We start from the raw sequence: 24,440 nt of genomic DNA, 5'->3' as shown, positions 1-24,440 counted from the left end.
CATGTCCCGCATATTCATCGATCGCCCGATCTTCGCCTGGGTTCTGGCGATCATCGTGATGCTCACCGGTCTCGGTGCGCTGAACTTCCTGCCGAACGAGCAATACCCCGACATCGCGCCTACGCAGGTGAACATCCGCGCCACTTATCAGGGCGCGTCGGCGCAGACGATCGAGAACTCGGTGACGCAGATCATCGAGCAGCAGCTGACCGGCATCGACGGGCTGCTCTACTTCAGCTCCGAGTCGAGCAACCGCGGCCAGGCGACCATCAGCGCCACTTTCGCCAAGGGCACCGACCCCGACATCGCGCAGGTCCAGGTCCAGAACAAGGTCCAGTCCGCGATCCCGCGCCTGCCGCAGACCGTGCAGGCGCGCGGCGTCACCGTGACCAAGTCGAACGCCGACCAGTTGCTGCTGGTGGCGGTCTACGACGAGACCGACCAGCGCTCCAACCAGGACGTGTCGGACTATCTCGCCTCGAACATCCAGGACCCGCTCTCGCGCGTCCAGGGCGTGGGCGACGTCAACGTGTTCGGCGCGCCGCACGCCATGCGTATCTGGCTGGACCCGCGCAAGCTCGCCGCTGTGGCGCTCATGCCCAGCGACGTGACGTCCGCGATCACCGCCCAGAACACCGAAGTCGCGGCGGGCGAAATCGGCGGCACGCCGGCGGTCGACGATCAGGCGATCAACGCCGTCGTCACCGCCGGCTCGCGCCTGCAGACCGCCGACCAGTTCCGCGCCATCGTGCTCAAGACCAACCCGGACGGCTCGGTCGTCACCGTCGGCGATGTCGCACGGGTGGAGATCGGCGCGGACAACTATACCGCAGTCAGCCGGGTCAACGGCCATCCGGGCGCAGGTATCTCCATCTCGCTGGCGCCCGGCGCCGACGCCTTGCGTACGGCAGAGGCGGTCAAGGCGAAGATGCAGGACCTCTCCGCCGAAATGCCGGACGGTTTGACATACATCTACGGCAGCGACTCCACGACCTTCATCAAGCTCTCGGTCGAGGAGGTCGAGAAGGCACTGTTCGAGGCGATCATCCTCGTCGTCATCGTGATGTTCGTGTTCCTGCAAAGCTGGCGCGCCACGCTGATCCCGGCGATCGCGGTGCCGGTGGTGCTGCTGGGCACCTTCGCGGTGTTCTACGTGATGGGCTTCTCCATCAACACGATGACGCTGTTCGGGCTGGTGCTGGCGATCGGCCTGCTGGTCGATGACGCCATCGTCGTAGTCGAGAACGTCGAGCGCCTGCTGGAAGAGAACCCCGGCATGTCTCCGCGCGACGCCACCATCAAGTCGATGGAGGAAATTCAGGTCGCGCTGGTGGCCATCGCGCTGGTGCTTTCGGCGGTGTTCCTGCCGATGGCCTTCTTCGGCGGCTCGACGGGCGTGATCTACCGCCAGTTCTCGCTGACCATCGTAACCGCGATGGTGCTTTCGGTGCTGGTGGCGCTGATCCTCAGCCCGGCGCTGACGGCGACGCTGCTCAAGGCCAAGAAGCCTCACGGTGAGGAAGATCACGAGCCGAACTGGATCGAACGACACCTGCCCTGGCTCGCGCGTGGCTGGGAGAAGTTCCATACCTGGTTCAACCGCAGCTTCGAGCGCGTCACCGATGCCTACGTGCGCAAGGTGGACGTCGTCGTCGCGCACAAGTGGCGCTGGCTCGCGCTGTTCGCGGTTACTTGCGTCGGCACGTTCCTGCTGTTCCAGCGCCTGCCCACCGGCTTCCTGCCGAACGAGGACCAGGGCAACATCAGCGTGCAATGGCGCCTGCCCGCCGGCACCCCGCGCTCGCGCACCGAGCAAGTGCAGCGCGAGATCGAGAAATACTTCACGACTTACGAGAAGCACAACGTCGCGGGCATGTTCTCCGTCGCGGGCGGCGGGCGCGGTGCATCCGGCCAGAACAGCGGTCAGGGCTTCATCAATCTGACCGACTGGTCGCAGCGTACCGACCCCAAGGACAGCGCCGACGCCATCGTCCAGCGCGCCAGCGCCGCCTTCCGCAGCCTTCGTGACGCGCAGGTCTTCGTGCTGGTGCCGGGCTCCGTTCGCGGCCTCGGCGATTCGGCGGGCTTCACGATGGAATTGCAAAACGCCAGCGGCCTGTCCGACGACAAGTTCATGGCTGCGCGCGAGAAGCTGCTCGCCGCAGCAAGCGCGAACGACCAGCTGTCCGGTGTGCGCCTGAGCAACCTTCCAGACGTATCGACCCTGAAGATCAACACCGATATTCGTGCCCTAACCGCGTTCGGGCTGACCCCCGGCAACGTCAATTCCACGCTCTCGACGGCATGGGGCGGTACGTATGTCAACGACTTCATCGACAAGGGCCGCGTCAAGCGCGTCTACGTTCAGGGCGACGCGCAGTTCCGCTCGCGCCCGGAAGACCTGGCCCAGTGGTTCGTTCGCGGCTCGGGCGGGCAGATGGCGCCCTTCTCCGCCTTCTCCACCGTCGGATGGTCGACTGCGCCGAGTTCGACCTCGCGCTTCAACGGCCTGCCCGCATACGAATTCTCGGGCAACGCGGGCACGGGCGTCAGCTCGGGCACCGCGATGAACGTGATGGAGCAGCTTGTCTCGGATATCCCGGGCGTGAGCGTCGCATGGGCCGGGGCCTCGTATCAGGAGCGGTTGTCCTCCGGGCAAGGTCCGATCCTCTACGCCCTGTCGCTGCTTGTGGTGTTCCTGTGCCTTGCCGCGCTGTATGAAAGCTGGTCGATCCCGGTAGCAGTGATCCTCGTCATCCCGCTCGGCCTGCTGGGCGCGATCGCCTTCGTCACGCTGCGCGGGTTGGAGAACGACGTGTACCTGCAGATCGGCCTGCTCACGACGATGGGCCTCGCCGCGAAGAACGCGATCCTCATGATCGAATTCGCGGAGCAAGCCGAGCGCCAGGGCAAGCGCGTCATCGACGCCGCGCTGGAGGCCGCCAAGATCCGCCTGCGTCCGATCTTGATGACCAGCTTCGCGTTCATCTTCGGCGTGCTGCCGCTTGCCATTGCCACCGGCGCGGGCGCCAACAGCCGCGTCGCGATCGGCACGGCGGTGGTCGGCGGCATGCTCACCGCGACGATCCTCGCGATCTTCTATATCCCGCTGTTCTTCGTGCTCGTGCGCCGCAGCGTACGTGACGGCCTAGCCGCGGCACACGAGAAACTGCAGCAGCGCCGCGGGCGCTCGGGAGACGCAGCATGAAGCGCATGAGCATCCGCCTGATGGCGGGCGTCCTGCCTGCCCTGGCCCTTGGCGCCTGTTCGCTGGCCCCCAAGTACGTCCAGCCCGACCTGCCGGTCCCGGCCTCCTGGCCGGTTGGCGACGCCTACCTGCAGCAAAGCGAGGCTTCGCTGCCGGTCGTTTCCTACAAAGACATCTTCCGCGATCCACGCCTGCAGTCGCTCGTCGAGGAGGCACTGGCCAACAACCGCGACTTGCGCGTGGCGGCGGCGAACGTCGCGGCGGCGCGGGCACAAGTGCGCGTAACTCGGGCGAACCAGTTCCCGGCTGTCGGCATCAGCGGCTCCGCCACCGACACCGAGACCGGCGGCGGCTTCGGCCTCAACGGCATGAGCTATTCGGTGCAGGGCGGTATCTCCAGCTTCGAGCTGGACCTGTTCGGCAAGCTCGCCAACGCCACCCGGTCCGACCGCGATACAGCACTGGCGACGGAATCGGCAGCGCGGACGGTTCGCCTTGGCCTCGTCGCCGATCTTGCGCAGGCTTGGGCGACGTATGCCGCCGACACCGACCTGCTCAAGCTGGCGCAGGCTACTGCGGCCAACGCCAAGGATAGCGTGCGGCTGTCGTCCGCCCGCCTCAAGGGCGGCGTCGCCGCGCGCACGGAACTGCGGCAGGCCGAGCAGGTTCTGGAAACCGCCAATGGCGACCTCGCCACGCAGACCGCCGCGCTGGCGCAGGACATCAACGCGATCCGCCTTCTCGTAGGTGCGGAATTCGATCGCGCGCTGCTCCCGACCGGGATCGACGAGGTCAACTCCAGCCTCGGCGAAGTGCCTGCCGGGCTCTCGACGCAAGTATTGCTCCGCCGCCCCGACGTGGTTCAGGCCGAATACCAACTGCGCGCCGCCAATGCCGACATCGGCGTGGCAAGGGCTCAGCTTTTCCCCACGATCTCGCTGAGCGCCCTGATCGGCTTCGCCAGCCAGTCGCTGTCGAGCCTGTTCGACACGGCCTCGCGTACGACGACGCTGGGTGCGGACGGGAGTTGGTCGGTATTCAACGCGGGCGGCCGCAAGGCCAATGTCGAGGTGACCAAAGCCCAGCGCGACGCGGCCCTGGCGACTTACGAAAAGGCAATCCAGACCGCCTTCCGGGAAACCGCCGACGCCCTCGCCGACCAGGGGACGCTCACCGAACGCCTGCGCGCCGCGACCGCCTTCACCAGCGCCGCGCAGGATGCCGCCACTCTCACCGAGGCAAGCTATCGCCGGGGCATCGTCGGCTCGCTAGACAACCTCGTGGCGCAGCGCAGCCTCTATTCCGCGCGGCAGGCGGAGATCGCAGTTCGCCTCACGCAGGCGGGAAACCGGATCGCGCTTTATCGGGTGCTCGGCGGGGATCAGGCAACGGCGCCTGCTCAGCCGTAAAGCGGGACGATCTGCGGCAGTTCGACGGTCGTGCGGATGCCGGGAGCGGCAGCGCAGACCGCCGGGATGGCGTTGATAGGCCGATGCGCGGTCAGTCCGGGGGTGTAGGCTGCGTAGTCCTCCTCCGCGACCGGGAAGGTGATGTCCACCTTGACCGGCGTGTCCCCTTCGGTGGTGACCCGCCAGCCGGACTCGCGCAAGTTCCAGTCGTGTTCGATGTCGGTGGTGGCGTACCAGTTGGCACGGAAGCGCAGGATTGGGCGCCCTTTATGCATGCAGGTGATCGTGGTACGCATTGCGCCCACCGTACCGGCAGGTATCCTGCCTGCCGCGATCTCCACGTCGTGCCTCGCCGCCGACAGTTCGCCGACTGCCTCGATTTCGTCGCAGGGCAATCCTATGGCCTCGGCGATCTGTGAAAGCGAACTGCCGAAGTCGCCCTTGAGATGCTCGGCCCGGTGCTGGTCGAAAGGCGCCATGGGCGCTGCGAAGCCCATGATGTTGAACAGCATGTCGGGCGAATTACGGCTTGATACGTCGCCATATTCGTCGATCGTCAGCAGCCCATGCCCGCGCTGAAGCGACAGCAGCGGGATCGCCAGCGCCTCGGTGACGAAACCGGGGCTCGAACCGGTGGAATGGATCGAGGTTCCACCTGCGGCACAGGCCTCCTCGATCCGGGCACGGTTCCCGGGATCAATCAGCGGCGGGTAATGGAAGTCGCAGCGCGTCGTCACCACATTCTTGCCTGACGCGAGCAATGCACACAGGGCGTCCCAATCGGTCCCCTGCGGCATAAACAGCACGCAGTCGGCATCGAGAGCGACGATCTCGTCCAGAGAGTTGGTCGCCTTGATGCCGGTTTCGGCAAGGCCGCAGAGTTCGCCCGCGTCCTTGCCGACCTTTTCCGCCGAGTTGACCCACAGGCCGACCAGCTCCATTCGGGGATGCTCGATGACCATGCGCAAGGCGCGGCTGCCGACGTTCCCGGTTGCCCACTGGACGACACGCCAAGTCCTGTTTGCGTCTTGCGACATCGCTCTCTCCCTTTTCGCTGCGTTCAGCCTTGTTCCCGCACGTCAGCAAGCGCGCGTGCCGGGGACAATCCCCATGCGGGGACGGCTCGAAGTCAGAACTTCACTCCGAATTCCACGCCGTAAGTCACCGGCTTGCTCCAGTTCGCGCCGATGCCGAAGCTCGAATACTGCGCCTGCGTGAGGTAGCGGCTGTTGGTGACGTTGTCCCCGAAGACCGCGACGTGGAACTTGTCGTCCGGCGCATTCCACTGCGCGCGCAGGGCCAGGGTCTCATAGCCCCCTTGCTTGAACTGCACGCCCGAGGGACCGAAGAAGAAGCTCGACGAGTAGAACAGGTTGCCCGACAACGCGAGTTCCCCGCCGGCCAGGTCCGTCTCGTAGCGCGCGCCGACGAAGCCGGTGAATTCGGGCGTGCGCTGCATCGTCACGTCTTCCAGCGTAGTGGGAACGACGACGAAGGTGATCCCGTTGGCGGCGCAAGTCGCAGCGGTTTCCTCGCCCAGTTCAGAACAGCGCACGTAGACCGGCGCGTTGTTGAACCGCTTGTAGCGCGCATGGACGTAGGACGCGCCAGCGTTGATCTGGAAAGCGGGCGTGACCTGGTAGTGCAGCGCACCCTCCAACCCGTAGATTTCCGAGGTCGCGGCGTTGATGATCTCCGCCGTGCCGGTGCGGTAGATCGACACCTGCAGGTTCTTGTAATCGTAGTAGAACCCCGCCGCCTCGAACGAGAGGCCGCGGTCCTCGTACTTGAAGCCCACTTCGTAGGCGTTGATGTCCTCTGGCTGCACGCGGTTGCAGGTGTAGTTCGTGTCGGGGATCTGGCACGAGCCGCCGACGTCCGAGATCGCCGCCTTGTAGCCCTTCGTGAACGAGGCGTAGATACTCGTCCTGTCGGTCGGCTTGTAGCGCAGCACCACGCGCGGGGTCAGCTTGTTGTTCGAGATGTTCGGCACCGGCATCTCGGTCAGCAGGAACTGCTGGTTCCAGTAGGCATCGACGATCTTATCGATCGAATAGCGCGCGCCCGCGGTCAGGAAAAGCTGCGGCGTGATCTCGTAAGTGGCGTCGAGGAACGCGGCGTAGCTCCTGACCGTGGTGCTCGATCCGCCGAGCCGGATACGCTGGTCAGGCGCGTTTCCGCCGTTGTTGATGTAGGTGATATAGGTGTCGGTGTTCTGGAAGTAGAACAAACCCGCCGTCCACTGCAGCTTTGGCCCCGCCTTGGAGGTGAGCAGCAGTTCCTGGCTCCAGGTCTCGTTGAGGTTGGGCAGACCAAGCTGGAACAGGTCCAATCCGGAATAGTCGAGGTCCTGCGACATGAACGAGTTTTCGCTGCGGTACTGACTGTAGGAGGTCAGGTCCGCGAAGCCGAGATCGGCGCGGATCGTGCCTTGCACTACGTCGGTATTAGAGCGGAAGACTTCCGGCACCGAACCGCTGGCGATGCGGTTCTTCGCCGTGGTGTAAGTCCCCGGCACTCCACCGAACGGCGCACCGAGCCCGAAATCTGAGGTGTCGAGGCTGGACGCCAGCATGGTCGAGGGATCGTCCACCTGGCCGTGCTTGTAGCGCAGCAGGACGTCCACCGTGTCGGTCAGTTCCGCCTTGAGGCCGAGACGGAACGACCAGTTCTCGTAGTCGCCCACGCGCCGATCATCATTGGAGATGTCGCGCTGCCAACCGTTACCGCGGCGATACTGGCCCTCTAGGCTCAGTGCCACACGGTCGGAAATGACGTAGTTGGTGAAGGCTTCGGCCTTGGCCTCGTTGTAGCGGCCGTAAGTCACGCGACCTTCGAAAGCATTGCCCGAAGTGGACGGCTCGCGAGTGGTGACGAGGATCGCGCCGCCGGTGGTGTTGCGGCCGAACAGCGTGCCTTGCGGCCCTTTCAGCACCTGGATCGAGTTCACGCTGATGAGATCGAAGTCGGCCGCCAGCGGGTTGGGCGAGTAGAACCCGTCGATGTAGATGCCGACATTGCCGCCCCCGCCCGAAGTCGTCACCGCCGTGCCGATGCCGCGAATGGTGGGCTGGAAGAACCCGCCCGCGAAGTCGAAGCGCAGCGCCGGGGTAACCTTGCCGATGTCCGCCAGTTGCTGCACGCTGGCGGTCTTGAGCGCATCGCTAGACAGGTTGGTGATCGAGATCGGCACGTCCACTTGCGCTTCGGCACGGCGCTGCGCGGTGACGATGATCACGCCCTCGTCCGCTGCGGCGGCATTCTGTGCCTCCTGCGCGTGCACCGAAACCGGCGCCACCACTGCTAATGCGAATATGGACGCGAAAGTCCCTGCTGTCTTCACGATATCCCTCCCATCTGCTTTTGACGCGAGGCTACACGAGGCTGTTACGTGTTCCAGTGATCGGCCGGACCTTCGCCCAGATATCGCAGCGGCAGATTTGGGGGGCTTCAGGTACCCGGGGTGATGTAGCCGATCGTTTCCTGGCGTGGATCATAGGACTCCGCCTTCCACCGCACGGAGCCGAAAGGGCGCTCGAGACGGCGGCGCACACGGCGGCCATTGTTACTACGGTTGAAGCCGTCTGCCTGGGCCTGAATAGCGTAATCGGCCTGGGTGTAGCGCCCGCGCATGCGCAGGTAGTCGCCCCAGGTCGGACAGTGGTATCGCTCTGTCCATAATGCCGGGTTCTCGATGTCGCGCGCGATGGTCCAGTCGAAGCCGCCGATGCGCTTGCGCACCCTCTGCATGGTCATCATGACCTCGTAGAATTCGCGGGCGAGTTCGGGATCGACGTCGTACTCGACCTCGACGACCAGCGGGCCGGAGCGCAGGGTGAGCGGCAGAGTGGCCGAAGGTTCGTGACCGATCTCGACCGAATCCATGTCGGCCTCGGGCTCCTCGCGGATCGGAAGGACCATGCCCAGCAGCGCCGTGGCAGCAACAGCGAGGCCCGATGCGACCAGCGCGAAGGCGACGTCATGGCGGGCGGCGACCACTCCCCAGCCCCATGCGCCGATGCCGATCCCGGCCGTGATCGCGGAGGAGAACAGCGAAAGTGCCCGCGCCGTGACCCAACGCGGCGCGGAAAGCTGGACCGTCACGTTGAGCATGGCGACGGTAAGGATGTTGCCCGCCCCGACGACGAGAAAGGCAAGGCAGGTCAGCACCAGCGAGTGACTGAACCCTATCGCGACGAGGGCAACTCCGCTGGCGATCGCGAACAGCCTTATCGCCCACTCGGTCGAGACCATCGCCCGAATTTGGCTCACGAACAGCGCTCCCCCCACTGCACCGACGCCTTGTGCGCCAAGCAGGATGCCGAAAGTCGCTGCATTGCCCTGGAGAAGATCCTTTGCAATCAGCGGCGCAAGCGCAGAGGCCGTCGCCGTCGACAGCCCGAAGCCGAGCACCCGCAGCAGCGCGGTACGCACCGCCGGAGCATGCAGCGCGTAGCGCGCACCGGTCAGGATCGCGCGGTCGATCCGCTCCGGCGGCAACCGGGAAGGCACGTGCCTGCGTCGCCAGAAGAAGAACGCCGTGAGCAGCGGCAGGTAGAGCAGCGAGGTCATGCCGAACACGACCTTCACACCGTAAAGCACCACGATCACTCCGCCCAACGCAGGCCCGAAGCTGCGCGCGACGTTGTAGCTGATCGTTCCCAGCGCCACCGCGGCAGGCAGATGCGTGCGCGAGACCTGCTCAGGGATGGAGGCCTGCCACGACGGCGAGAACAGCGCCACGCCTGCCCCGGTCAGTACGCAGAAAGCCAGTAGCAGCCAGGGCGTCGTCAGCCCAAGGAACGTCACTGCCGCCAGGATTGCCGCACTCACCGCACTGAACGTCAGGCCGGTCATGGCAATCCGGCGACGGTCGAACATGTCGGCGATGGCGCCTGCGGGCAGGGTCACCAGCATCAGCGGGATCATCATCGCCGTCTGCACGAGCGCAACCATGCTGGGTGAATTGCTGAGCCGCGTCATCTCCCATTGCGCACCGACGCCGAGGAAGAGCTGGCCGAAGTTGGAGAAGAGACTGGCCGTCCAGATATTGCGGAACGTGCGTTCGCGAAGCGGTGCGAAGGCCCCGCCTGCCTCCTCTTCCTGCGCCGTCGCCATCGCTGCTGTCCCCTGTCGTTATATCTGTGCGCCGATCTTGAACGCACCGGCGCAAGCGTCAACCTGCCCATCGCGAAGACGATCCATTGACGCAAGCGAACACGATTCCGACATACTAACTATAGTCAGCAATCGCCGCGGCGATAGCGCCCGCACCCCAGATTGCCAAAGCCGCAAAGCGCCCGCATCACGCAGGAAACCGCGCTTTGCTGCGCGAAAGAAATACGAGGAGACCTGTCTTGACCGAGGCCTACATCATCGACGCCGTGCGCACCCCGCGCGGGCTCGGAAAGATGGGCAAGGGGGCGCTGTCGCAGATGCATCCCGAACATCTCTCGGCAACGGTTCTCGCTGCGCTGAAGGACCGCAATGATCTCGACACCGCCGACGTCGACGACGTGATCTGGGGCGTCTCGGCGGCAATGGGGCTGCAGGCCGGCGACATCGGACGCATGGCGGCGCTCGACGCAGGCTACGACGTGAAGGCAGGCGGCGTGACCCTCAACCGCTTCTGCGGATCGAGCCTCACCGCCACGAGCCTGTCGGCCGCTATGATCAAGTCGGGCATGGCGGAGCTCATGGTCGCAGGCGGCATGGACATGCTCTCCTACGCCGGCATGTACGGCGCGAAGATGCGCGAGGCGGGCGTCGGCAGCGCCGGCATGGGTGCAGGCAATCCGCGCCTACAGGCAAAGCACCCGCAATCCAATCAGGGCGTCTGCGCCGACGCCATCGCCGCTATGGAAGGCATCTCCCGCCAGGAACTCGAAGCGCTCGGCGTGGAGAGCCAGCGCCGCGCCGCGGTAGCCATCGCCGAGGGTCGCTTCGACAAGTCCACCATCGTCGTGAAGGACGATGAGGGCAACGTCATCCTGGACCACGAGGAGTATCCGCGCCCGGAAACCACCGCCGAAAGCCTTGCGCAGCTCAAGCCCGCCTTCGAGATGTTCCTGAACATGCCCTCGGCCTCCGGCGGCAAGACTTACGGTGAACTCATCAACCAGGTCTACCCGGACGTTGAGATCAAGCCGATCCATCACGTCGGCATCTCCTCGGGCGTCGTCGACGGCGCTTCGGCGATCCTGCTGGCCTCGAAGGACTATGCCGAGGCGCACGGGCTCAAGCCGCGCGCGCGCATAGTCGCCATGGCCGAGACGGGCGACTGTCCTACCCTCATGCTCAACGGCCCGGTGCCCGCAGCACGCAAGGTACTCGCCAAGGCGGGCCTCGGCGTGGAGGACATCGACGTCTTCGAAGTGAACGAGGCCTTCGCCGTGGTCGTCGAGAAGTTCATCCGCGACCTTGACCTCGACCGCGCCAAGGTCAATCCCAATGGCGGGTCGATGGCGCTCGGCCACCCGATCGGCGGCACCGGCGCCATGCTGATCGGCACCGCTCTCGATGAACTCGAGCGCACCGGCGGGCGTTATGGTCTTATCACGATGTGCGCGGCGGGCGGCATGGCCCCTGCCATGATCATCGAACGCGTCTGACGGCGCAGCACAAGGAGCATCTGGTGGCGACTGAAGCCGACGAAAAACCGGTGGGAACGATCAGCAACCCGTTCAACATGCGCGACGAGACCCCGACACGGCAGGTTGGCTTGCGCATGACCATCGTGGCGCGGCTGCAGCGCAATAATTTCGATCGCAAGGTGGCCGCCCTCAACGTGACCCGCTCGCAATGGGCGATGATCGCGATCGTCGCGCGCTATCCAGGGTCCACGCAGCGGACCGTCGCGGAATATCTCGAAATGTCGGAGGCTTCCGCCGGCCGCCTGATCGACCGCCTCTGTGCAGAGGGCTTGCTGGAGCGCCGCGACCGCCGCGACGATCGGCGAGCCCGCGCCGTCTACCTGACCGAGCAGGCTCGGCCTCTCCTCGACAAGCTGGGCGCCATCGCGACCGAAAGCGAACTCAAGATGTTCGCCGGCTTTTCCGAGGACGAGGTGAACACCCTTCTCGATTTCATGACGCGCATCTACGATAACGTCAGCCGGGGATAAGCGCTTTTGCCCACCCATGCCCCTCCTGCAAGCAGTAGGGAAGAGAGCATCGTGTTTCGCCCTCCCGCATGCAGAAGGGCCGCGAGGCTTGGTGAGCTGCAGGCGAACTTAACCGCAGCGAGGTGGGCTTATCCTCCAACGCCACAAAAAAGAGGGCGACGCCACCAGGCGCCGCCCTCTTCTTCTTGAGAGTATCGGGAAAACTTACTTCGCGGCAGCAAGTTCCTTCTTCGACATGGAAGTCGTGACCTTGCCACTGTTGTCGCTGAGGCTCGAGGCCGGAACGGTCACGAGACGACCGTTGAGGATGACCTGCGGATTGCCCTCGGCAGTGACGCGATAGATGGGTGCAATGCGGTAGCCGTCGGCGGCATAGAGCATCTTGCCGGCGTTGAGCGATACGGCACCGGCAGCGGCTTCCTCGGTGGCTTCACGGACCTGGGTGGTCTCGGCGAAAGCGACGGCCGGGACCGAAGCGATGGCGGCGACAGCGACGAGCGTGGCGAACTTCTTCATGGCGTTTCTCCGAAAACTGCGAACCTGAACGGTCGGATTTATTCACTTACTAAGCTGGGTTAGTATTTTTTGAACACCCGGTCAATTGCGAAATTTGCATCTTTCAGAGCGCTTTCGGCAACATTATCGCCTCCGCGACATTCGCCTGCGCATTGCCCTCCCACAGGTCGAGAAACGATGGAAAAGCAGGCATCTGCAGGCATGATCGTCCGCACGATGGGCCACCCGGTTGATCCCTCCTGCCTTTGCGCGCACACCGGACCGACAAGTGCAAACGGCAGAAAACCGGGCGCCGCACAGAAGATCACGGGGATTGGCAGCAGATGTCTACAAAGGTCATGCAGGGCGTGCGCGTCCTCGAAGTGGCACAGTTCACCTTCACGCCTGCAGCGGGCGGCGTCCTCGCGGATTGGGGCGCCGACGTCATCAAGATCGAGCATCCCGTGCGCGGCGACACCCAGCGCGGCTTCCTCAACATGGGCGGCGTCACGCTCGACCCGCTTCGCCATACGTTGTTCGAGCACCCCAATCGCGGCAAGCGCAGCGTCGGCATCGACCTCTCCACGCCTGAGGGTCAGGAAGTGCTCTACGAACTGGCGAAGCATTGCGACGTGTTCCTGACCAACTACCTTCCGCAGGTGCGCCAGAAGAACAAGTTCGATGTCGAGCATATCCGCGCGGTCAATCCGAACATCATCTACGCCCGCGGCTCGGCGCTGGGTAACAAGGGGCCTGAGCGCGAGGTAGGCGGTTTCGACGGCACCTGCTTCTGGTCACGCAGCGGCATAGCCTATTCGATGACCCCGGAGGAACTGCCCGGCCCGATCTCGCAGGGCATCCCGGCCTTTGGCGATTCCATCGGCGGCATGTTCATCGCGGGCGGAATCTCCGCCGCGCTGTTCCACCGCGAGAAGACCGGCGAGGCCGTCGAACTCGACGTTTCGCTACTGAGCGCCGCCGCCTGGGCGTCGGGCGCGGTGATCGCGCAAGTCGCGGAGACCGGCGTACTCACGCGCAATCCGATGCCGGGCTCGGGCGGCGCGGCGCGCAATCCGTTCATGGGCAACTATCAGACCAGCGATAACGGCACGATCAACCTCTGCACGATCTCGCCGACCGGTCACATCCGCAGCATGTTCGAGCATCTCGGCGTACCGGAAGCCGCCGATGACCCCCGCTTCTCTGAACCGCGCGCGCTTTTCGAGAATGCCGGGGCGGCCAGCGACATCCTGATGAAAGCCTTCGCTTCCCAACCCTTCGAATACTGGCGCCAGCACCTCAAGACCTTCTCCGGTCAGTGGGCGCCGATCCAGAGCTTCCACGAGTTGCTGACCGACGAGCAAGCACTTGCCAACGACATGATCGTCGAGGTTGAGGGCGCCGACGGCGGCGCCCCGCTCAAGCTCGTGCGCGGCCCGGTCCAGTGGAACGGTGAGGCCGTGGAGACCACCCGGTCGCCGCAAGCCTCCGAGCACACCGAGATCGTGCTCATGGAAATGGGCGTCGAGTGGGACAAGATCGAGGAGTGGAAGGCCAAGGGCGCGATCGCCTGAACGCTTTTCGACCTGCACAGGCACTCGACCTTGCGGCGCCTTGAACGCTGCACGGACGAGGGCGTAAGATGAAACCGTGCCGCCGGCGCACCAAGCGCCCGTCGAGACAAGACGCACACACGAGGACAAGGAAGCCGAAATGAAGCCTGGAACCCGCCTGAAGAGCGCCGCCTGCGATACGGAGGTGATGGTGATCCGCGCCGCCGACGGGCAGATCGAATGCGGCGGTGCATCGATGGGCGAGGCCAAGCCTGCCGATGCCGCCCCCCTCGCCGCCGACTTCTCGGCCGGTACGCTGATGGGCAAGCGCTACGTCGATACCGACGGCGACTACGAACTGCTTTGCGTGAAGCCCGGCAAGGGCTCGCTCTCTGTCGATGGGCAGGCGCTCGTCGTCAAGGACGCCAAGCCGCTTCCCGCCTCGGACTGACACTAAGATAGCTGGCACGCGCCCATGAACATTGCCCTCCTTCTCGAAATGGCGGCCGAGGCCGCGCCCGACCGCGTCGGCCTCGTCTGCGATGGCAAGCGCTGGACTTACGGCGACCTTCTCGCCGCAGCACGCGGCGCCTTCTCGATCATCCAGGACAGCGGCGCGGAATATGTCGCCCTCCTCGACGAGAGCAGCGAGGCGGCGGTGATCGCAGTGTTCGGTGCGGCGCTGGCCGGCGTACCGTACTGCCCGCTCAACTATCGCCTTCCCGACGCCGACCTCGCCGCATTGCTGGGCCGCATCGCCCCCGCGCTCGTCATCGGCGACGAGGAGCGCGTGACGCGCATCGCAGACGGACAGGGCCACACGATCTTTTCGCGCGAAGAATTCACCCTCAAGGCGCAGGAGACGGTCCCGGCGGACGACGCGCGCGAATACGATCCCGGTGAAGGCATCGCGATCCAGCTCTTCACCAGCGGCACCACGGCCGCGCCCAAGGCGGCGATCCTGCGCCACTCGAACCTGCTCGGCTATATTCTGGGCACGGTCGAATTCGCCAGTGCCGGCGAGGCCGATGCCGCGCTGGTGGTCGTGCCGCCCTATCATATCGCGGGCATCTCGGCGCTGCTGTCCTCGATCTATGCCCAGCGCAAGATCGTCATGCTGCCCGCCTTCTCGCCCGAAGGCTGGCTGGCGCTCGTCGAGGCGGAGGCGATCACCAATGCCTTCGTCGTGCCGACCATGCTGGCACGCATCGTCGATGCCATGGAGAGCGGCACCGCTGCCCGAACCGCATCGCTGCGTGCCATCGCCTATGGCGGCGGCAAGATGCCGCTCGAGGTCATACACAAGGCGCTTGAGCGTTTCCCGGCGGCGGGCTTCACAAATGCCTACGGCCTTACCGAAACCAGTTCCACCGTCGCCCTGCTCGGCCCCGACGACCATCGCGAGGCGCTGGCGTCCGATGATCCGAAGGTTCGCGCCCGCCTGACCTCGCTCGGAAAGCCGATCCCGACAGTCGAAATCGAGATCCGCGGTGAGAACGGTGAAGTCCTGCCTCTGGGTGAGCCCGGCGAAATCTACGTGCGCGGCGAGCAGGTTTCCGGCGAGTACAAGGAAAAGAGTGCGCTCGACGCGCAAGGCTGGTTCCCCACCCGAGACGCCGGCTACATGGACGAGGACGGCTACCTGTTCCTCTCCGGCCGCGCCGACGACGTGATCGTGCGCGGGGGTGAGAACATGTCGCCCGGCGAGATTGAGGACGTGCTGCTCACTCATCCCGCCGTCGCCGACGCTTGCGCCTGTGCGATCCCTTCGGTCGAGTGGGGCGAGGCGGTCGGCGTCGCCGTCGTCACGCGCGATGGTTTCGATGCCCCTGAGGAGACCGAATTGAAGGACCTTGTCCGCTTGCGCCTGCGGTCCTCGCGCGTGCCGGAGAAGATCGCCTTCGTCGCGGAGCTTCCGTACAACGAAATGGGCAAGCTGCTTCGCCGCAAGGTCAAGGAAGTCCTTGCCGGCTGAGCACATCACGCAAGGCCCGGAGATCCCTCTGGCGCGGTGGGCCGACCGGCAGTTGCAGGCGATGGCCGAAGCCCATGGCCTGCCGCGCCTCGCTGGCGCTACCCTGATGGGAGAGCGCGCCGCCGGTGGCGGCTATATGATCAGCGGCACGACCTCAGCCGGGCTCGGCGGCAGTCGGCTGATGCCCACGCGGGACGGCAACTGGTTCGCGCTCACTTTGATCCGCGACGTGGACCGCGAACTGCTGCCCGCGCTTTTCGGTGACGACACGATCGACACGCGCGACTGGAACGCGATTGCTGCAGCCGTGCTGCGCCATGACGTCAGGGATCTCGTCGAGACCGGGCGCACGCTGGGGCTACCCGTCGCTCGCATCGACGAGGTCCCCGCCTCTCCCGCCGTCGAGGCAATGCTGCGCGGAGAAAACCGGAAAAGGGCAGCCCTGCACCAAGCGCTGGTCGTCGATCTTTCCGCGATATGGGCCGGGCCACTGGCGGGCCACCTGTTCTGGCAGGCCGGCATGGAAGTCGTGAAAGTCGAAAGCCTCACCCGGCCCGACCTGATCCGCCGCGACGATCCGGCGACCTTCGACCGGATCAACCAGGGCAAGGCGAGCATCCTTGTCGATTTCGCCGACGATGCACAGAAGGCCGCGCTCGTCGCGCTGATCCGGCGCGCGGACATCGTGATCGAATCCTCGCGGCCCCGCGCATTGCGCCACCTCGGCATCGACGCCGAGACACTGATCCGCCAAACGCCGGGGCTGGTCTGGCTGTCGATCACCGGGCACGGAGCAAGCGGGGAGGCCGCCGACTGGGTCGGCATCGGCAACGACTGCGGCGTCGCGGGCGGCCTCACCCGCGCGATGGCCGAAGCGGGGGGCGGCATCGGCTACGTGGCGGACGCCGTGGCCGATCCGCTCACCGGCATCGTCGCCGCACGCGAAGGGCTTGCCGCGTATGAAAGCGGCGTCGCGCAGCGCATCGGCCTGTCGATGAGCGCCATCTGCGCGATGGCGCTCGCCGAGGAACGCGCGCATAATCGCGCGATGATCGACGCCGAACTGCGCGGTTGGGGACAAGCTGTCGGCCATCTTTTCCCGATCGTGGGCACACGCCCCCTCAAGGCGGCCGTGCGCCCGATCGGAGCCGATACCGCGCGCTATCTCGGCGCGCTGGCGCCATGCTGATCCGCAAAGCAGAAATCTGGGGCCTGTCCCACGGTGACGTCAGGATCGAAGGGCAACGCATCGCCTCGATCGGAAACCTGTCCCCCCGCCCCCGAGAGCAGGTCATCGATGCGCGCGGCGGATTGCTGCTTCCGGGACTGCACGATCATCACATCCACCTCGCCGCGCTCGCCGCGCAGCAAGCCTCGGTGTCCTGTGGACCGCCCAGCGTTCTGAGCCCCGCTCAGTTGGCGCAGGCCCTTGAGATACCGGGCACCGGATGGCTGCGCGCCGTCGATTTCCACGAAAGCATCCTTGGCGGCACCTTGCCCGATGCCGCGATGCTGGACCGCATGGTTCCGGATCGCCCGGTGCGTATGCAGCATCGCACCGGGCGAATGTGGCTTCTCAATTCTCGCGCCCTGGAAGCACTGCTTGCCCTTGCCGATCCGCCACCGGGGCTTGAACGCGAAGCCGGGCGTTTCACCGGGCGCCTGTTCGACGAAGACGCGTGGCTCAGCCGCACGCTCGGCGGCACGCTCCCCGATTTCGCGGAAACCAGCAGCCAGCTTGCCCGCTTCGGCATCACCGGCGTGACGGACATGTCGCCGCGCAACGACGCTGTCGTGGCGCAGAATTTCGCGCAGCAACGCGCTGAGGCGCGACTGCTCCAAGCACCGACGCTCGCCGGAAGTCTGGCACTGTCCGAGAAATTTCCACCGCACTGCACCCTTGGCCCGCTCAAGCTGCATCTCCACGAAAACGCCCTGCCCGACTTCGATGCGGCACTGAGCCTGATCCGGGCCGGGCGCGCACAAGGCCGTGCCCTGGCCGTGCACTGCGTCACCGAAGTTGAACTGGTGTTCACGCTCGCCCTGCTCGAAGCCGACGGGAGCGCGCCCGGCGACCGGATCGAGCATGTCTCCGTCGCCTCTCCCGATCTGGTGGCGCGCATGCACGGCCTCCGCCTGTCGGCGTGCGTCCAGCCCCACTTCATTGCCGAGCGCGGCGACCGCTATCTGGCCGACGTCGATCCCAGGCATCACGTCGATCTCTACCGGTTGCGCAGCCTGAAGGCGGCAGGCATGCCGCTCGCCGGCGGGAGCGATGCCCCTTACGGCTCTGCGGATCCGTGGAAATCCATTGCCGCCGCCATAAGCCGCCGCACGCCCGGCGGTGCGGTCATCGGACCGAACGAAGCGCTCACACCCGAAGACGCACTGGCGCTCTATCTCGCGGACCCGGCGGATTTTTCACGCCAGCGCCGGATCGCGATCGGTGCCACGGCCGACCTTTGCCTGCTCGACCGCCCCTGGGCCGAAGTTCGGGCCCGCTTCGACAAGAACGACGTACGCCTCGTGATCGCGGGCGGAAAACTAATCCACCAGCGCATCGACAAGCCCCCATTCGAGCGCCTTCTTCGCGCTGAGGCGGCGGCCTGACAGCACCAGAAGCGCCGTGCGATGGCGCCCGATCCGGCGGGTCAGCGAGACGCAGCCTCCCGCGCCCGGAATGATCCCCATCGCCAGTTCCGGCAATTGAAACCATGATCGGCGCGTTGCCGTGACGCGCCCCGCGAAGGCGGCAAGTTCGAGTCCCGCCCCCACGCAGGCGCCATCGATCTCGGCGACGAAGCGGTCGGCGCACAGCACCGCCTGATTGGCGGGCAGCGTCCGGCGGCGGATCGCATGTGCCGTCGCCGGGTCCAGCGTCGTCCCGAACTCCCCGATGTCCGCACCGACGCTGAAGCAGCGCCCCTCCCCGCGCAGCGTGATCGAGGTAATCGTGGGATCGAGGTTCACCAGCGCAAAGGCTTCCGACAGGGCATCGCGCATCGATCGATCGATCGCATTGCCCGCTCCGGCACGATCGAGAGTCGCGATCACCGTATCCCCTTCCCGCACAAGACGGACGGCGCCTGGCCCGCGCTTTGCGTCCGGTGGTGCGCGCCGGGCCAGCCACGTGCGATGTTCGTTGCTACCCTGAAGCGCCGCATAAGCCAGCGACTCGGCAACGAGCCCATCCTTCAAACCCAGCGACGGCAGCAACCGCAGCAGTTGAACAAGCGTCGCCGCAGCGATCGGGCAAGCCTCTACGGCTTTCCGGATTTGAAAAGGATCGAAACCATCTTCGACAAAAGTATCCAACTTTTCCGAACCGCCCTCGTGGTGCGCCCCAATTCCCACCACCGGCCATGGCGGCGGATCTCGTCCGTCCGCCTTATTCGGTGCGCTATCGCCATCGATGAAAGAAATCGGCCCGCCCCAATCCGGCCGGCTCGAGGCAAACCTCGACCTAGAACCCGTCAGGTCGCCAATTCCGACACTTTTCATATGGTCCCTGAGTGATTCCCGGTGTTCTCGTACCGGCATGGACCGCTCCGGCGGCATTGACCATCCCTCCCGATCGCGGGCCTGTATCATCTCGCAGCCCGCAGCGTTCGGAAACAGGCTCGACCGACGGATTGCGCCATCTGCCACATGTTCGACATTCGTATACAAAAACTTCTATTGATGAACACCTCTGTTGATGCTAACCAAAGTCAGCAAAAAACGAGAATGACTCAGTTATCTCGGAAACGACTCGGGGATTGAGGCAGTACTCGGCGCTAACGATCGAGTTCATCAACCACGCAAGAGGGAAGGAGAGAGACCTCATGGCTGGCAAGGCAACGTCATCGAACAAGGCAAAGATCGCACGTCGCGTGATCGAGGTACTGGAGTACTTCGACGACGCGCACCGTGAAGCGACCGTCATGGACATCGTGCGTCGGTACAACCGGCCGCAGTCGAGCACCTCGGAGCTGCTTTCGAGCCTCGTCGAGCTGGGTCTGCTGCACAAGGACCCCTACTCGCGCGCCTACAGCCTTACCCCTCGCGCGGCGCTGATCGGCACTTCCGGTCAGCCGGAACTGGTGCGTGACGGCCGTATCGTGCGCCTGATGGACCGCCTTGTCGCGCAGACCGGCCTTTCGGTGGCGCTGCATTCGATGGTCGGCCTCGACGCGCAGATCGTGAACTGGCGCCATGGCCCTCGTGCCCCCGCCGCGACCCGCGAACTGGCCGGCGGCGTAAAGGAGCCTCTGGCGCGCAACGCACCGGGCTGGCTGATGCTGTCCACCGTCACCCGCCAGCGCTGCGAAGGCATGGTGCGCCGTCTCAACGCCGAGGCGGTCGAACAGGAAAAGTTCGCATTCTCGGAAATGATGGCTCGTATCGACGCCTGCCGCGATCCGCGCCACTTGTTCGGCCCGGCCGGTTTCGCCACCGGTGCCGATGCGCTGAGCGGCCTCGTCCCGCGTCAGCCGGAAGGCCATCCGCTGGTCGTCAGCATCGTCTACGGCAAGGATGACAAGGTGAACCCCGAGGCGCTTTTTCAGTGCCTGCGCGACGCTATGCGTGCCTGCCTGCCCGATCCGGCGGCGCAGCATGCACAAGCCAGCGTCGAGCAGTTCTCGCACGCCGCCTGACTTTCACATATCCCAACGGGAAAAGGCCTTGCGAGCACGTCTCGCGGGGCCTTTTCTTTTGCCGATGAGGCTTCGACAGGCTCAGCCTGGGCGGAATTCAAAGGGCATTAAACCAAGTCCGCTCACCCTGAGCTTGTCGAAGGGTCAGGCGCCGTGTCCGAAACGACGCCTCCCTTTTCTCAGGCCTCCTGCCCGGCCATGCGGTTGAGGCGGTCGGCATCGTCGTGGCGCATGAACATCTTCATGATGTCGCCCGAGGTGACCGGACGCACTTCGCCTTCTTCCAGCGGCCGCTCGCCAAGCGAGGACTTGGGAGTGATGTCCACGCCTGCCGCTGCAGCTTTTGCCCGCAGCGCACCGACCGTCAGATCGGCCTTGGCGTGGTGCTTGAAGGGATCGAAACGGAACCAGCGCATCGCGTTGCCGTGCGTGATCTTGTCGATCAGCGCGTCGGTCAGGTGATTGATCGTCGGCCACAGGCGCTCCGGCACTTCGGGCCAGAGCGTGTCGGAATGCGGATAGTCGCACTCATAGGCGATGTTGTCCTCGCCGATGAAGCCGATGTTCTGCAATCCAAACGCATCGTCGATGAAGCAGTTCAGGAAGTGGCGCTTGAACATCTCGCTCGGCTTCAGGTCCTGGAAGCGCGAATGCGTCCAGTACTTGTGGCGCGAGTTGGAGAAGTCGGCCCGCTCGGTGAAATAGGGCACCCAGCCGATCGAGCCTTCCGACAACGCGATGCGCAGGTCCGGGTACTCGTGCAGCGCCTCAAGCTGCAGCCAGTCCGACGCAGCATAGGCGATCGTCATCGGCATCGTCGAGATCCACGCCTCGATCGGAGTCTCCATCGACGCATGCGGCGCAGGATTGCCACCGCCGATGTGGATGCAGATCGTCATGTCGAGATCGGCGATAGCCTTGTAGAACGGCTTCCAGTACTCGTTGTGGATGCTCGGCAGGCCCTGGCAGGTCGGGTTCTCGCTGATCGACACGGTGTGGCAGCCCTTGGCGCTGACTCGCTTCAGCTCGGCGATCGTCGCGTCCATGTTCCAGGTCGGCAGGATGGCACAGGGGATGAAGCGCCCCGGATGCGCGCCGCACCATTCATCGATGTGCCAGTCGTTGTAGGCGCTGACATGCTTCACCGCGAGGTCGCGGTCGGGCACCCGGTGCAGGCGGCCACCTGCGAAGTCGAAGACCGATCCGAAGTTGAGCGAGGCGGCAACGCCGTTGACGTCCATGTCCTTCACCCGCTCGTCCACCATGTAGACGCCGTCGCGTAACTGGTCGAGCGAGGTCGGCTCCATGCCGTATTCCTCGAAAGGCCGCCCGACCACGGCGTTGAGTGCGACCGAGGCGAAAGTCTGCCCCTGGTAGACCCATACATCCTTGCCGTTCTCGTCCTTCACCATCCTGGGCGCGGATTCGAGCAGATCGCCGGACAAGTGGTTCTGGAACATGTCGGGCGGTTCGCTGATGTGGTCATCGACGCTGATGATGACCATGTCGTTCATTTCCATCTCTCGTCTCCCGTGAGTGCGTGCGCCGGCGCTTCTTCCCGCTTGTCTTTTGCCGGTGAGACTATCGTGCTCGCGCCGCGCTAGCCACATGCACGCCAGAGCCATCGCTTGTGCGATTGCCGCTCCCACGCGGGGGCTTCGTCAAGCTCAGCCTGAGCGGAAACAACGCATACGCCCTTCCAATCGGCTCGGGCCTAGCTTGTCGAACCCCGCTCTTTACCGCCCGCCCCATCGTGCCTGCGATTGCCGCCGAGGCCGGATTGAACACCCTTCCAACCTGTGTTCAGGACGATGGTGAAGCAAAACGATAAGCTCCGGGAAAGCCTGCCATGAACTTCGATCTCACCGACGAACAGGAAATGATGCGCGATACCTTCGCGCGTTTTCTCGATGAGCATTCCAGCACGTCACGCGTCCGTAAGGCCCAGGAGACCGACGGCTTCGACGCCGCTCTGTGGAGCGGCCTCGCCGAACTCGGCGCCTTCGCGATGCGGGTGCCCGAGGATGCGGGCGGCATGGATCTAGGCCTGTTCGACACGGCGCTGCTGATGGAGGAGGCCGGGCGCACGCTCGTCTCCGGACCGCTGGCCGAGGCGCTGGTGGCGGTGCGCCTGCTCGGCCAACTCGGCGGACAGGACGAATTACTCGAGGCCGCGATCAGCGGTGAGGCCGTGGTGACCATCGCCATGCAAGATACTTCGCTGCAATCGAGGCAGTGGATTGCGGGCGGATCGGTGGCCAAGGCGATCATCGCGCGCCGTGGGTCGGATGTGGTGCTGGTCACCGGCGTCGATGGCAAAACCGAACCCAACCTCGCCACTACGCCCGTTGCACAGATGGACCTTGCCGCGGGCGAAGCGATCGTGCTCGGCTCCGGGGAAGATGCACTGGCGCTGTTCGCCGCAGCGCTGGAGGAGTGGAAGCTCTACATGGCGGTCGCGCTTTCCGGCATCGGGCGGCAGGCACTCCAGATGGCCGCTGCCTACGCGGGTGAGCGCAAGGCGTTCGGCCAGCTGATCGGCACATTCCAGGGCATCTCGCACCCTCTCGCCGACCTGCTGTGCGATGTCGATGGCGCCAAGTTCCTTGCCTGGAAGGCGATCCGGGACATCTACGACAATTCGGACGAAGCCGCCGCGACGATCTCGCTGGCCTACTGGTACGCCTGCGATGCTGCAGCACGGTCCGTTGCGCAGGGGTTGCACACCTTCGGCGGCTACGGGCTGTCGAACGAATACGACGTCCATCTCTACAACCTGCGCGCCAAGGCATGGCCGCTGGTCGCAGGTGACCCCGCGCTTGCTCTGGAAGAGGCCGGACGCCGCCTCTACGCAGGCGAGACGGTCGCCTTGCCCGCTTCGGGCGAAGTGCCGCTCGACTTCGACCTCGGAGACGAAGCCCGCCAGGTCTGCGCGGAAATCGCCGAACTGTTCGCCACCAAGGTCACGCCCGAACAGAAGGCGAAGTTCCACTATTCCTGGGAAGGCTACGTCCCCGAAGTCCACAAGATGCTGGCCGAGCACAGCCTGCTGTTCCCCGGCCTCCCCGAGCACCTGTCCGGTCGCAACATCACCCCTTATGCGCGCATCGCGGCGATGGGCGAAATGGAGCGGCAGGGCTACAACACCCCAGGCGCCAATGTCGCGGCCATGGTGGCGATGATGATCGACAAGTACGGCTCGGACGAACTCAAGGCCGAAGTGCTGCCCCGGATCGTCGGCGGTGATGTGCTGTGTTCGCTAGGCTATTCGGAGCCTTCGTGTGGCTCGGACGTCTTCGCCGCACAGTGTAAGGCAACGCAGCTCGAGGACGGCTCGTGGCGCATCGACGGCACCAAGATGTGGACCAGCGGCGCCAACCTTTCGAGCTACGTCCTGATGCTCACGCGCACCAACCCCGACGTCCCCAAGCACAAGGGCCTGACGATGTTCATCGTCCCCCTCAAGACCGAGGGCGTGACCGTGCAGGCCGTCCACACCTTCCAGGACGAGCGTACCAATATCACCTTCTACGACGGCGTGGTGATCCCCGATTCCTGGCGCCTGGGCGAGATCAATGGCGGCACCAGGACGATGAGCGCCGCGCTGGAACTGGAGCACGGCGGCGGCTTCTCCAAGGTCATGAAGGCGATGATCGAGGCCGCCGAGGAGGTGACGCGGGAACTGGGCATCGACGGCGAAGTGCGCACCCAGTGCCGTCTGGCGCGCGCCGTCGCGCACTTGTGGGTCTCGGACATGCTCACGTACCGCGCGCAGTGGTCCAGCATCGAAAAGAAGCCCAATCACGCCTTCGGGCCGATGGCGAAGATGTACTCCTCCGAGAAGTTCCTCAGCGACAGCCGCGACCTCCTGGACCTGACAGCGCCGCTCTCGCTCTCGAAACGCGAGGGGGCAGTCGCGCTGCTCAACCAGTGCTATCGCCATGCGGCGGGCTCGACGATCTATGGCGGCTCCAGCGAAGTGCATCGCTCCATGGTCGCCGAACGCGGGCTTGGTCTGCCGCGTACCCGGGGATGAGGAG

At 65.0% G+C, this 24,440-nt stretch carries 17 protein-coding genes; 11 read left to right on the top strand and 6 right to left on the bottom strand.

Annotated elements, in window-relative coordinates; genetic code table 11:
• Window position 1 precedes the first annotated feature (1 nt).
• Window positions 2-3,208 (top strand): efflux RND transporter permease subunit, encoded by a 3,207-nt coding sequence (locus ACYPYD_RS14490; RefSeq protein WP_036524541.1) that lies wholly within the window; start codon window positions 2-4, stop codon window positions 3,206-3,208.
• Entirely contained in the window at window positions 3,205-4,617 is a 1,413-nt protein-coding gene (locus tag ACYPYD_RS14485) for an efflux transporter outer membrane subunit (RefSeq protein ID WP_069707735.1), read from the top strand. The genes ACYPYD_RS14490 and ACYPYD_RS14485 overlap by 4 nt, the downstream gene beginning before the upstream one ends.
• On the opposite strand, the gene ACYPYD_RS14480 is transcribed toward ACYPYD_RS14485, so the two are convergent.
• The 3 genes from ACYPYD_RS14480 to ACYPYD_RS14470 all read right to left on the bottom strand — a co-directional run bounded on the left by ACYPYD_RS14480 (window position 4,608) and on the right by ACYPYD_RS14470 (window position 9,735).
• On the bottom strand, window positions 4,608-5,654 hold the full coding sequence (locus tag ACYPYD_RS14480) for an NAD(P)H-dependent amine dehydrogenase family protein (RefSeq protein ID WP_008833354.1): 1,047 nt from the start codon (window positions 5,652-5,654) through the stop codon (window positions 4,608-4,610). The two genes, ACYPYD_RS14485 and ACYPYD_RS14480, sit on opposite strands and share 10 nt — an antisense overlap.
• Window positions 5,655-5,746: 92 nt before the next feature.
• Window positions 5,747-7,960, bottom strand: coding sequence for a TonB-dependent receptor (locus tag ACYPYD_RS14475; RefSeq protein ID WP_459663826.1), 2,214 nt, complete (start codon window positions 7,958-7,960; stop codon window positions 5,747-5,749).
• A gap of 107 nt (window positions 7,961-8,067) precedes the next feature.
• On the bottom strand, window positions 8,068-9,735 hold the full coding sequence (locus tag ACYPYD_RS14470) for an MFS transporter (protein ID WP_036524533.1): 1,668 nt from the start codon (window positions 9,733-9,735) through the stop codon (window positions 8,068-8,070).
• A gap of 239 nt (window positions 9,736-9,974) precedes the next feature.
• On the opposite strand from ACYPYD_RS14470, the gene ACYPYD_RS14465 reads away from it, so the two are divergent.
• A complete protein-coding gene (locus ACYPYD_RS14465) occupies window positions 9,975-11,228 on the top strand; it encodes an acetyl-CoA C-acetyltransferase (RefSeq protein WP_036524530.1) in 1,254 nt (417 codons plus the stop codon).
• Complete coding sequence (locus ACYPYD_RS14460) at window positions 11,180-11,740, top strand: MarR family winged helix-turn-helix transcriptional regulator (RefSeq protein ID WP_459663824.1); 561 nt, start codon at window positions 11,180-11,182, stop codon at window positions 11,738-11,740. The genes ACYPYD_RS14465 and ACYPYD_RS14460 overlap by 49 nt, the downstream gene beginning before the upstream one ends.
• Window positions 11,741-11,944: 204 nt before the next feature.
• Here ACYPYD_RS14460 and ACYPYD_RS14455 read toward each other — a convergent pair whose 3' ends face one another.
• Entirely contained in the window at window positions 11,945-12,256 is a 312-nt protein-coding gene (locus ACYPYD_RS14455; protein WP_008833359.1) for a hypothetical protein, read from the bottom strand.
• Between the two features lie 323 nt (window positions 12,257-12,579).
• Here ACYPYD_RS14455 and ACYPYD_RS14450 point away from each other — a divergent pair, with 323 nt between their 5' ends.
• The 5 genes from ACYPYD_RS14450 to ACYPYD_RS14430 all read left to right on the top strand — a co-directional run bounded on the left by ACYPYD_RS14450 (window position 12,580) and on the right by ACYPYD_RS14430 (window position 18,373).
• The gene (locus ACYPYD_RS14450) at window positions 12,580-13,809 is read left to right on the top strand and encodes a CaiB/BaiF CoA transferase family protein (protein WP_459663821.1); all 1,230 of its coding nucleotides are present in this window, start codon (window positions 12,580-12,582) and stop codon (window positions 13,807-13,809) included.
• 139 nt (window positions 13,810-13,948) lie between these two features.
• Window positions 13,949-14,239, top strand: a complete 291-nt coding sequence (locus ACYPYD_RS14445) for a hypothetical protein (RefSeq protein WP_459663818.1) — start codon at window positions 13,949-13,951, stop codon at window positions 14,237-14,239.
• A 24-nt stretch (window positions 14,240-14,263) separates the two neighbouring features.
• The gene (locus ACYPYD_RS14440) at window positions 14,264-15,763 is read left to right on the top strand and encodes a class I adenylate-forming enzyme family protein (protein WP_036524525.1); all 1,500 of its coding nucleotides are present in this window, start codon (window positions 14,264-14,266) and stop codon (window positions 15,761-15,763) included.
• A complete protein-coding gene (locus ACYPYD_RS14435) occupies window positions 15,753-16,952 on the top strand; it encodes a CoA transferase (protein ID WP_459663816.1) in 1,200 nt (399 codons plus the stop codon). The genes ACYPYD_RS14440 and ACYPYD_RS14435 overlap by 11 nt, the downstream gene beginning before the upstream one ends.
• The gene (locus ACYPYD_RS14430; protein WP_459663814.1) at window positions 16,946-18,373 is read left to right on the top strand and encodes an amidohydrolase family protein; all 1,428 of its coding nucleotides are present in this window, start codon (window positions 16,946-16,948) and stop codon (window positions 18,371-18,373) included. The genes ACYPYD_RS14435 and ACYPYD_RS14430 overlap by 7 nt, the downstream gene beginning before the upstream one ends.
• On the opposite strand, the gene ACYPYD_RS14425 is transcribed toward ACYPYD_RS14430, so the two are convergent.
• Complete coding sequence (locus ACYPYD_RS14425) at window positions 18,308-19,303, bottom strand: enoyl-CoA hydratase/isomerase family protein (RefSeq protein WP_459663812.1); 996 nt, start codon at window positions 19,301-19,303, stop codon at window positions 18,308-18,310. The genes ACYPYD_RS14430 and ACYPYD_RS14425 overlap by 66 nt on opposite strands.
• Before the next feature lie 284 nt (window positions 19,304-19,587).
• Here ACYPYD_RS14425 and ACYPYD_RS14420 point away from each other — a divergent pair, with 284 nt between their 5' ends.
• Window positions 19,588-20,400: a helix-turn-helix domain-containing protein gene (locus tag ACYPYD_RS14420; RefSeq protein WP_008833366.1), complete on the top strand. Its 813-nt coding sequence runs from the start codon at window positions 19,588-19,590 to the stop codon at window positions 20,398-20,400.
• A gap of 179 nt (window positions 20,401-20,579) precedes the next feature.
• On the opposite strand, the gene ACYPYD_RS14415 is transcribed toward ACYPYD_RS14420, so the two are convergent.
• Complete coding sequence (locus tag ACYPYD_RS14415) at window positions 20,580-21,920, bottom strand: amidohydrolase family protein (RefSeq protein ID WP_459663810.1); 1,341 nt, start codon at window positions 21,918-21,920, stop codon at window positions 20,580-20,582.
• 329 nt (window positions 21,921-22,249) lie between these two features.
• Between ACYPYD_RS14415 and ACYPYD_RS14410 the strand changes: the two genes are divergently transcribed.
• Window positions 22,250-24,436 carry an acyl-CoA dehydrogenase gene (locus tag ACYPYD_RS14410; RefSeq protein ID WP_459663808.1) on the top strand — a complete coding sequence of 729 codons (2,187 nt, stop codon included), beginning with the start codon at window positions 22,250-22,252 and terminating at the stop codon, window positions 24,434-24,436.
• Window positions 24,437-24,440: the final 4 nt, after the last annotated feature.

Source organism: Novosphingobium sp. 11B (genome assembly GCF_054589055.1).
The sequence above is the reverse complement of the archived record's forward strand: the minus strand, read 5'-3'. Positions and strand labels throughout refer to the sequence as shown.

What these genes read in the sequence shown, in the direction of transcription:
- ACYPYD_RS14490 (WP_036524541.1), top strand. Translation starts at nt 2, where the DNA reads ATGTCCCGCATATTCATCGATCGCCCGATCTTCGCCTGGGTTCTGGCG.
- ACYPYD_RS14485 (WP_069707735.1), top strand. Translation starts at nt 3,205, where the DNA reads ATGAAGCGCATGAGCATCCGCCTGATGGCGGGCGTCCTGCCTGCCCTG.
- ACYPYD_RS14480 (WP_008833354.1), bottom strand. Translation starts at nt 5,654, where the DNA reads ATGTCGCAAGACGCAAACAGGACTTGGCGTGTCGTCCAGTGGGCAACC.
- ACYPYD_RS14470 (WP_036524533.1), bottom strand. Translation starts at nt 9,735, where the DNA reads ATGGCGACGGCGCAGGAAGAGGAGGCAGGCGGGGCCTTCGCACCGCTT.
- ACYPYD_RS14455 (WP_008833359.1), bottom strand. Translation starts at nt 12,256, where the DNA reads ATGAAGAAGTTCGCCACGCTCGTCGCTGTCGCCGCCATCGCTTCGGTC.
- ACYPYD_RS14450 (WP_459663821.1), top strand. Translation starts at nt 12,580, where the DNA reads ATGTCTACAAAGGTCATGCAGGGCGTGCGCGTCCTCGAAGTGGCACAG.
- ACYPYD_RS14445 (WP_459663818.1), top strand. Translation starts at nt 13,949, where the DNA reads ATGAAGCCTGGAACCCGCCTGAAGAGCGCCGCCTGCGATACGGAGGTG.
- ACYPYD_RS14440 (WP_036524525.1), top strand. Translation starts at nt 14,264, where the DNA reads ATGAACATTGCCCTCCTTCTCGAAATGGCGGCCGAGGCCGCGCCCGAC.
- ACYPYD_RS14430 (WP_459663814.1), top strand. Translation starts at nt 16,946, where the DNA reads ATGCTGATCCGCAAAGCAGAAATCTGGGGCCTGTCCCACGGTGACGTC.
- ACYPYD_RS14425 (WP_459663812.1), bottom strand. Translation starts at nt 19,303, where the DNA reads ATGCCGGTACGAGAACACCGGGAATCACTCAGGGACCATATGAAAAGT.
- ACYPYD_RS14420 (WP_008833366.1), top strand. Translation starts at nt 19,588, where the DNA reads ATGGCTGGCAAGGCAACGTCATCGAACAAGGCAAAGATCGCACGTCGC.
- ACYPYD_RS14415 (WP_459663810.1), bottom strand. Translation starts at nt 21,920, where the DNA reads ATGGAAATGAACGACATGGTCATCATCAGCGTCGATGACCACATCAGC.
- ACYPYD_RS14410 (WP_459663808.1), top strand. Translation starts at nt 22,250, where the DNA reads ATGAACTTCGATCTCACCGACGAACAGGAAATGATGCGCGATACCTTC.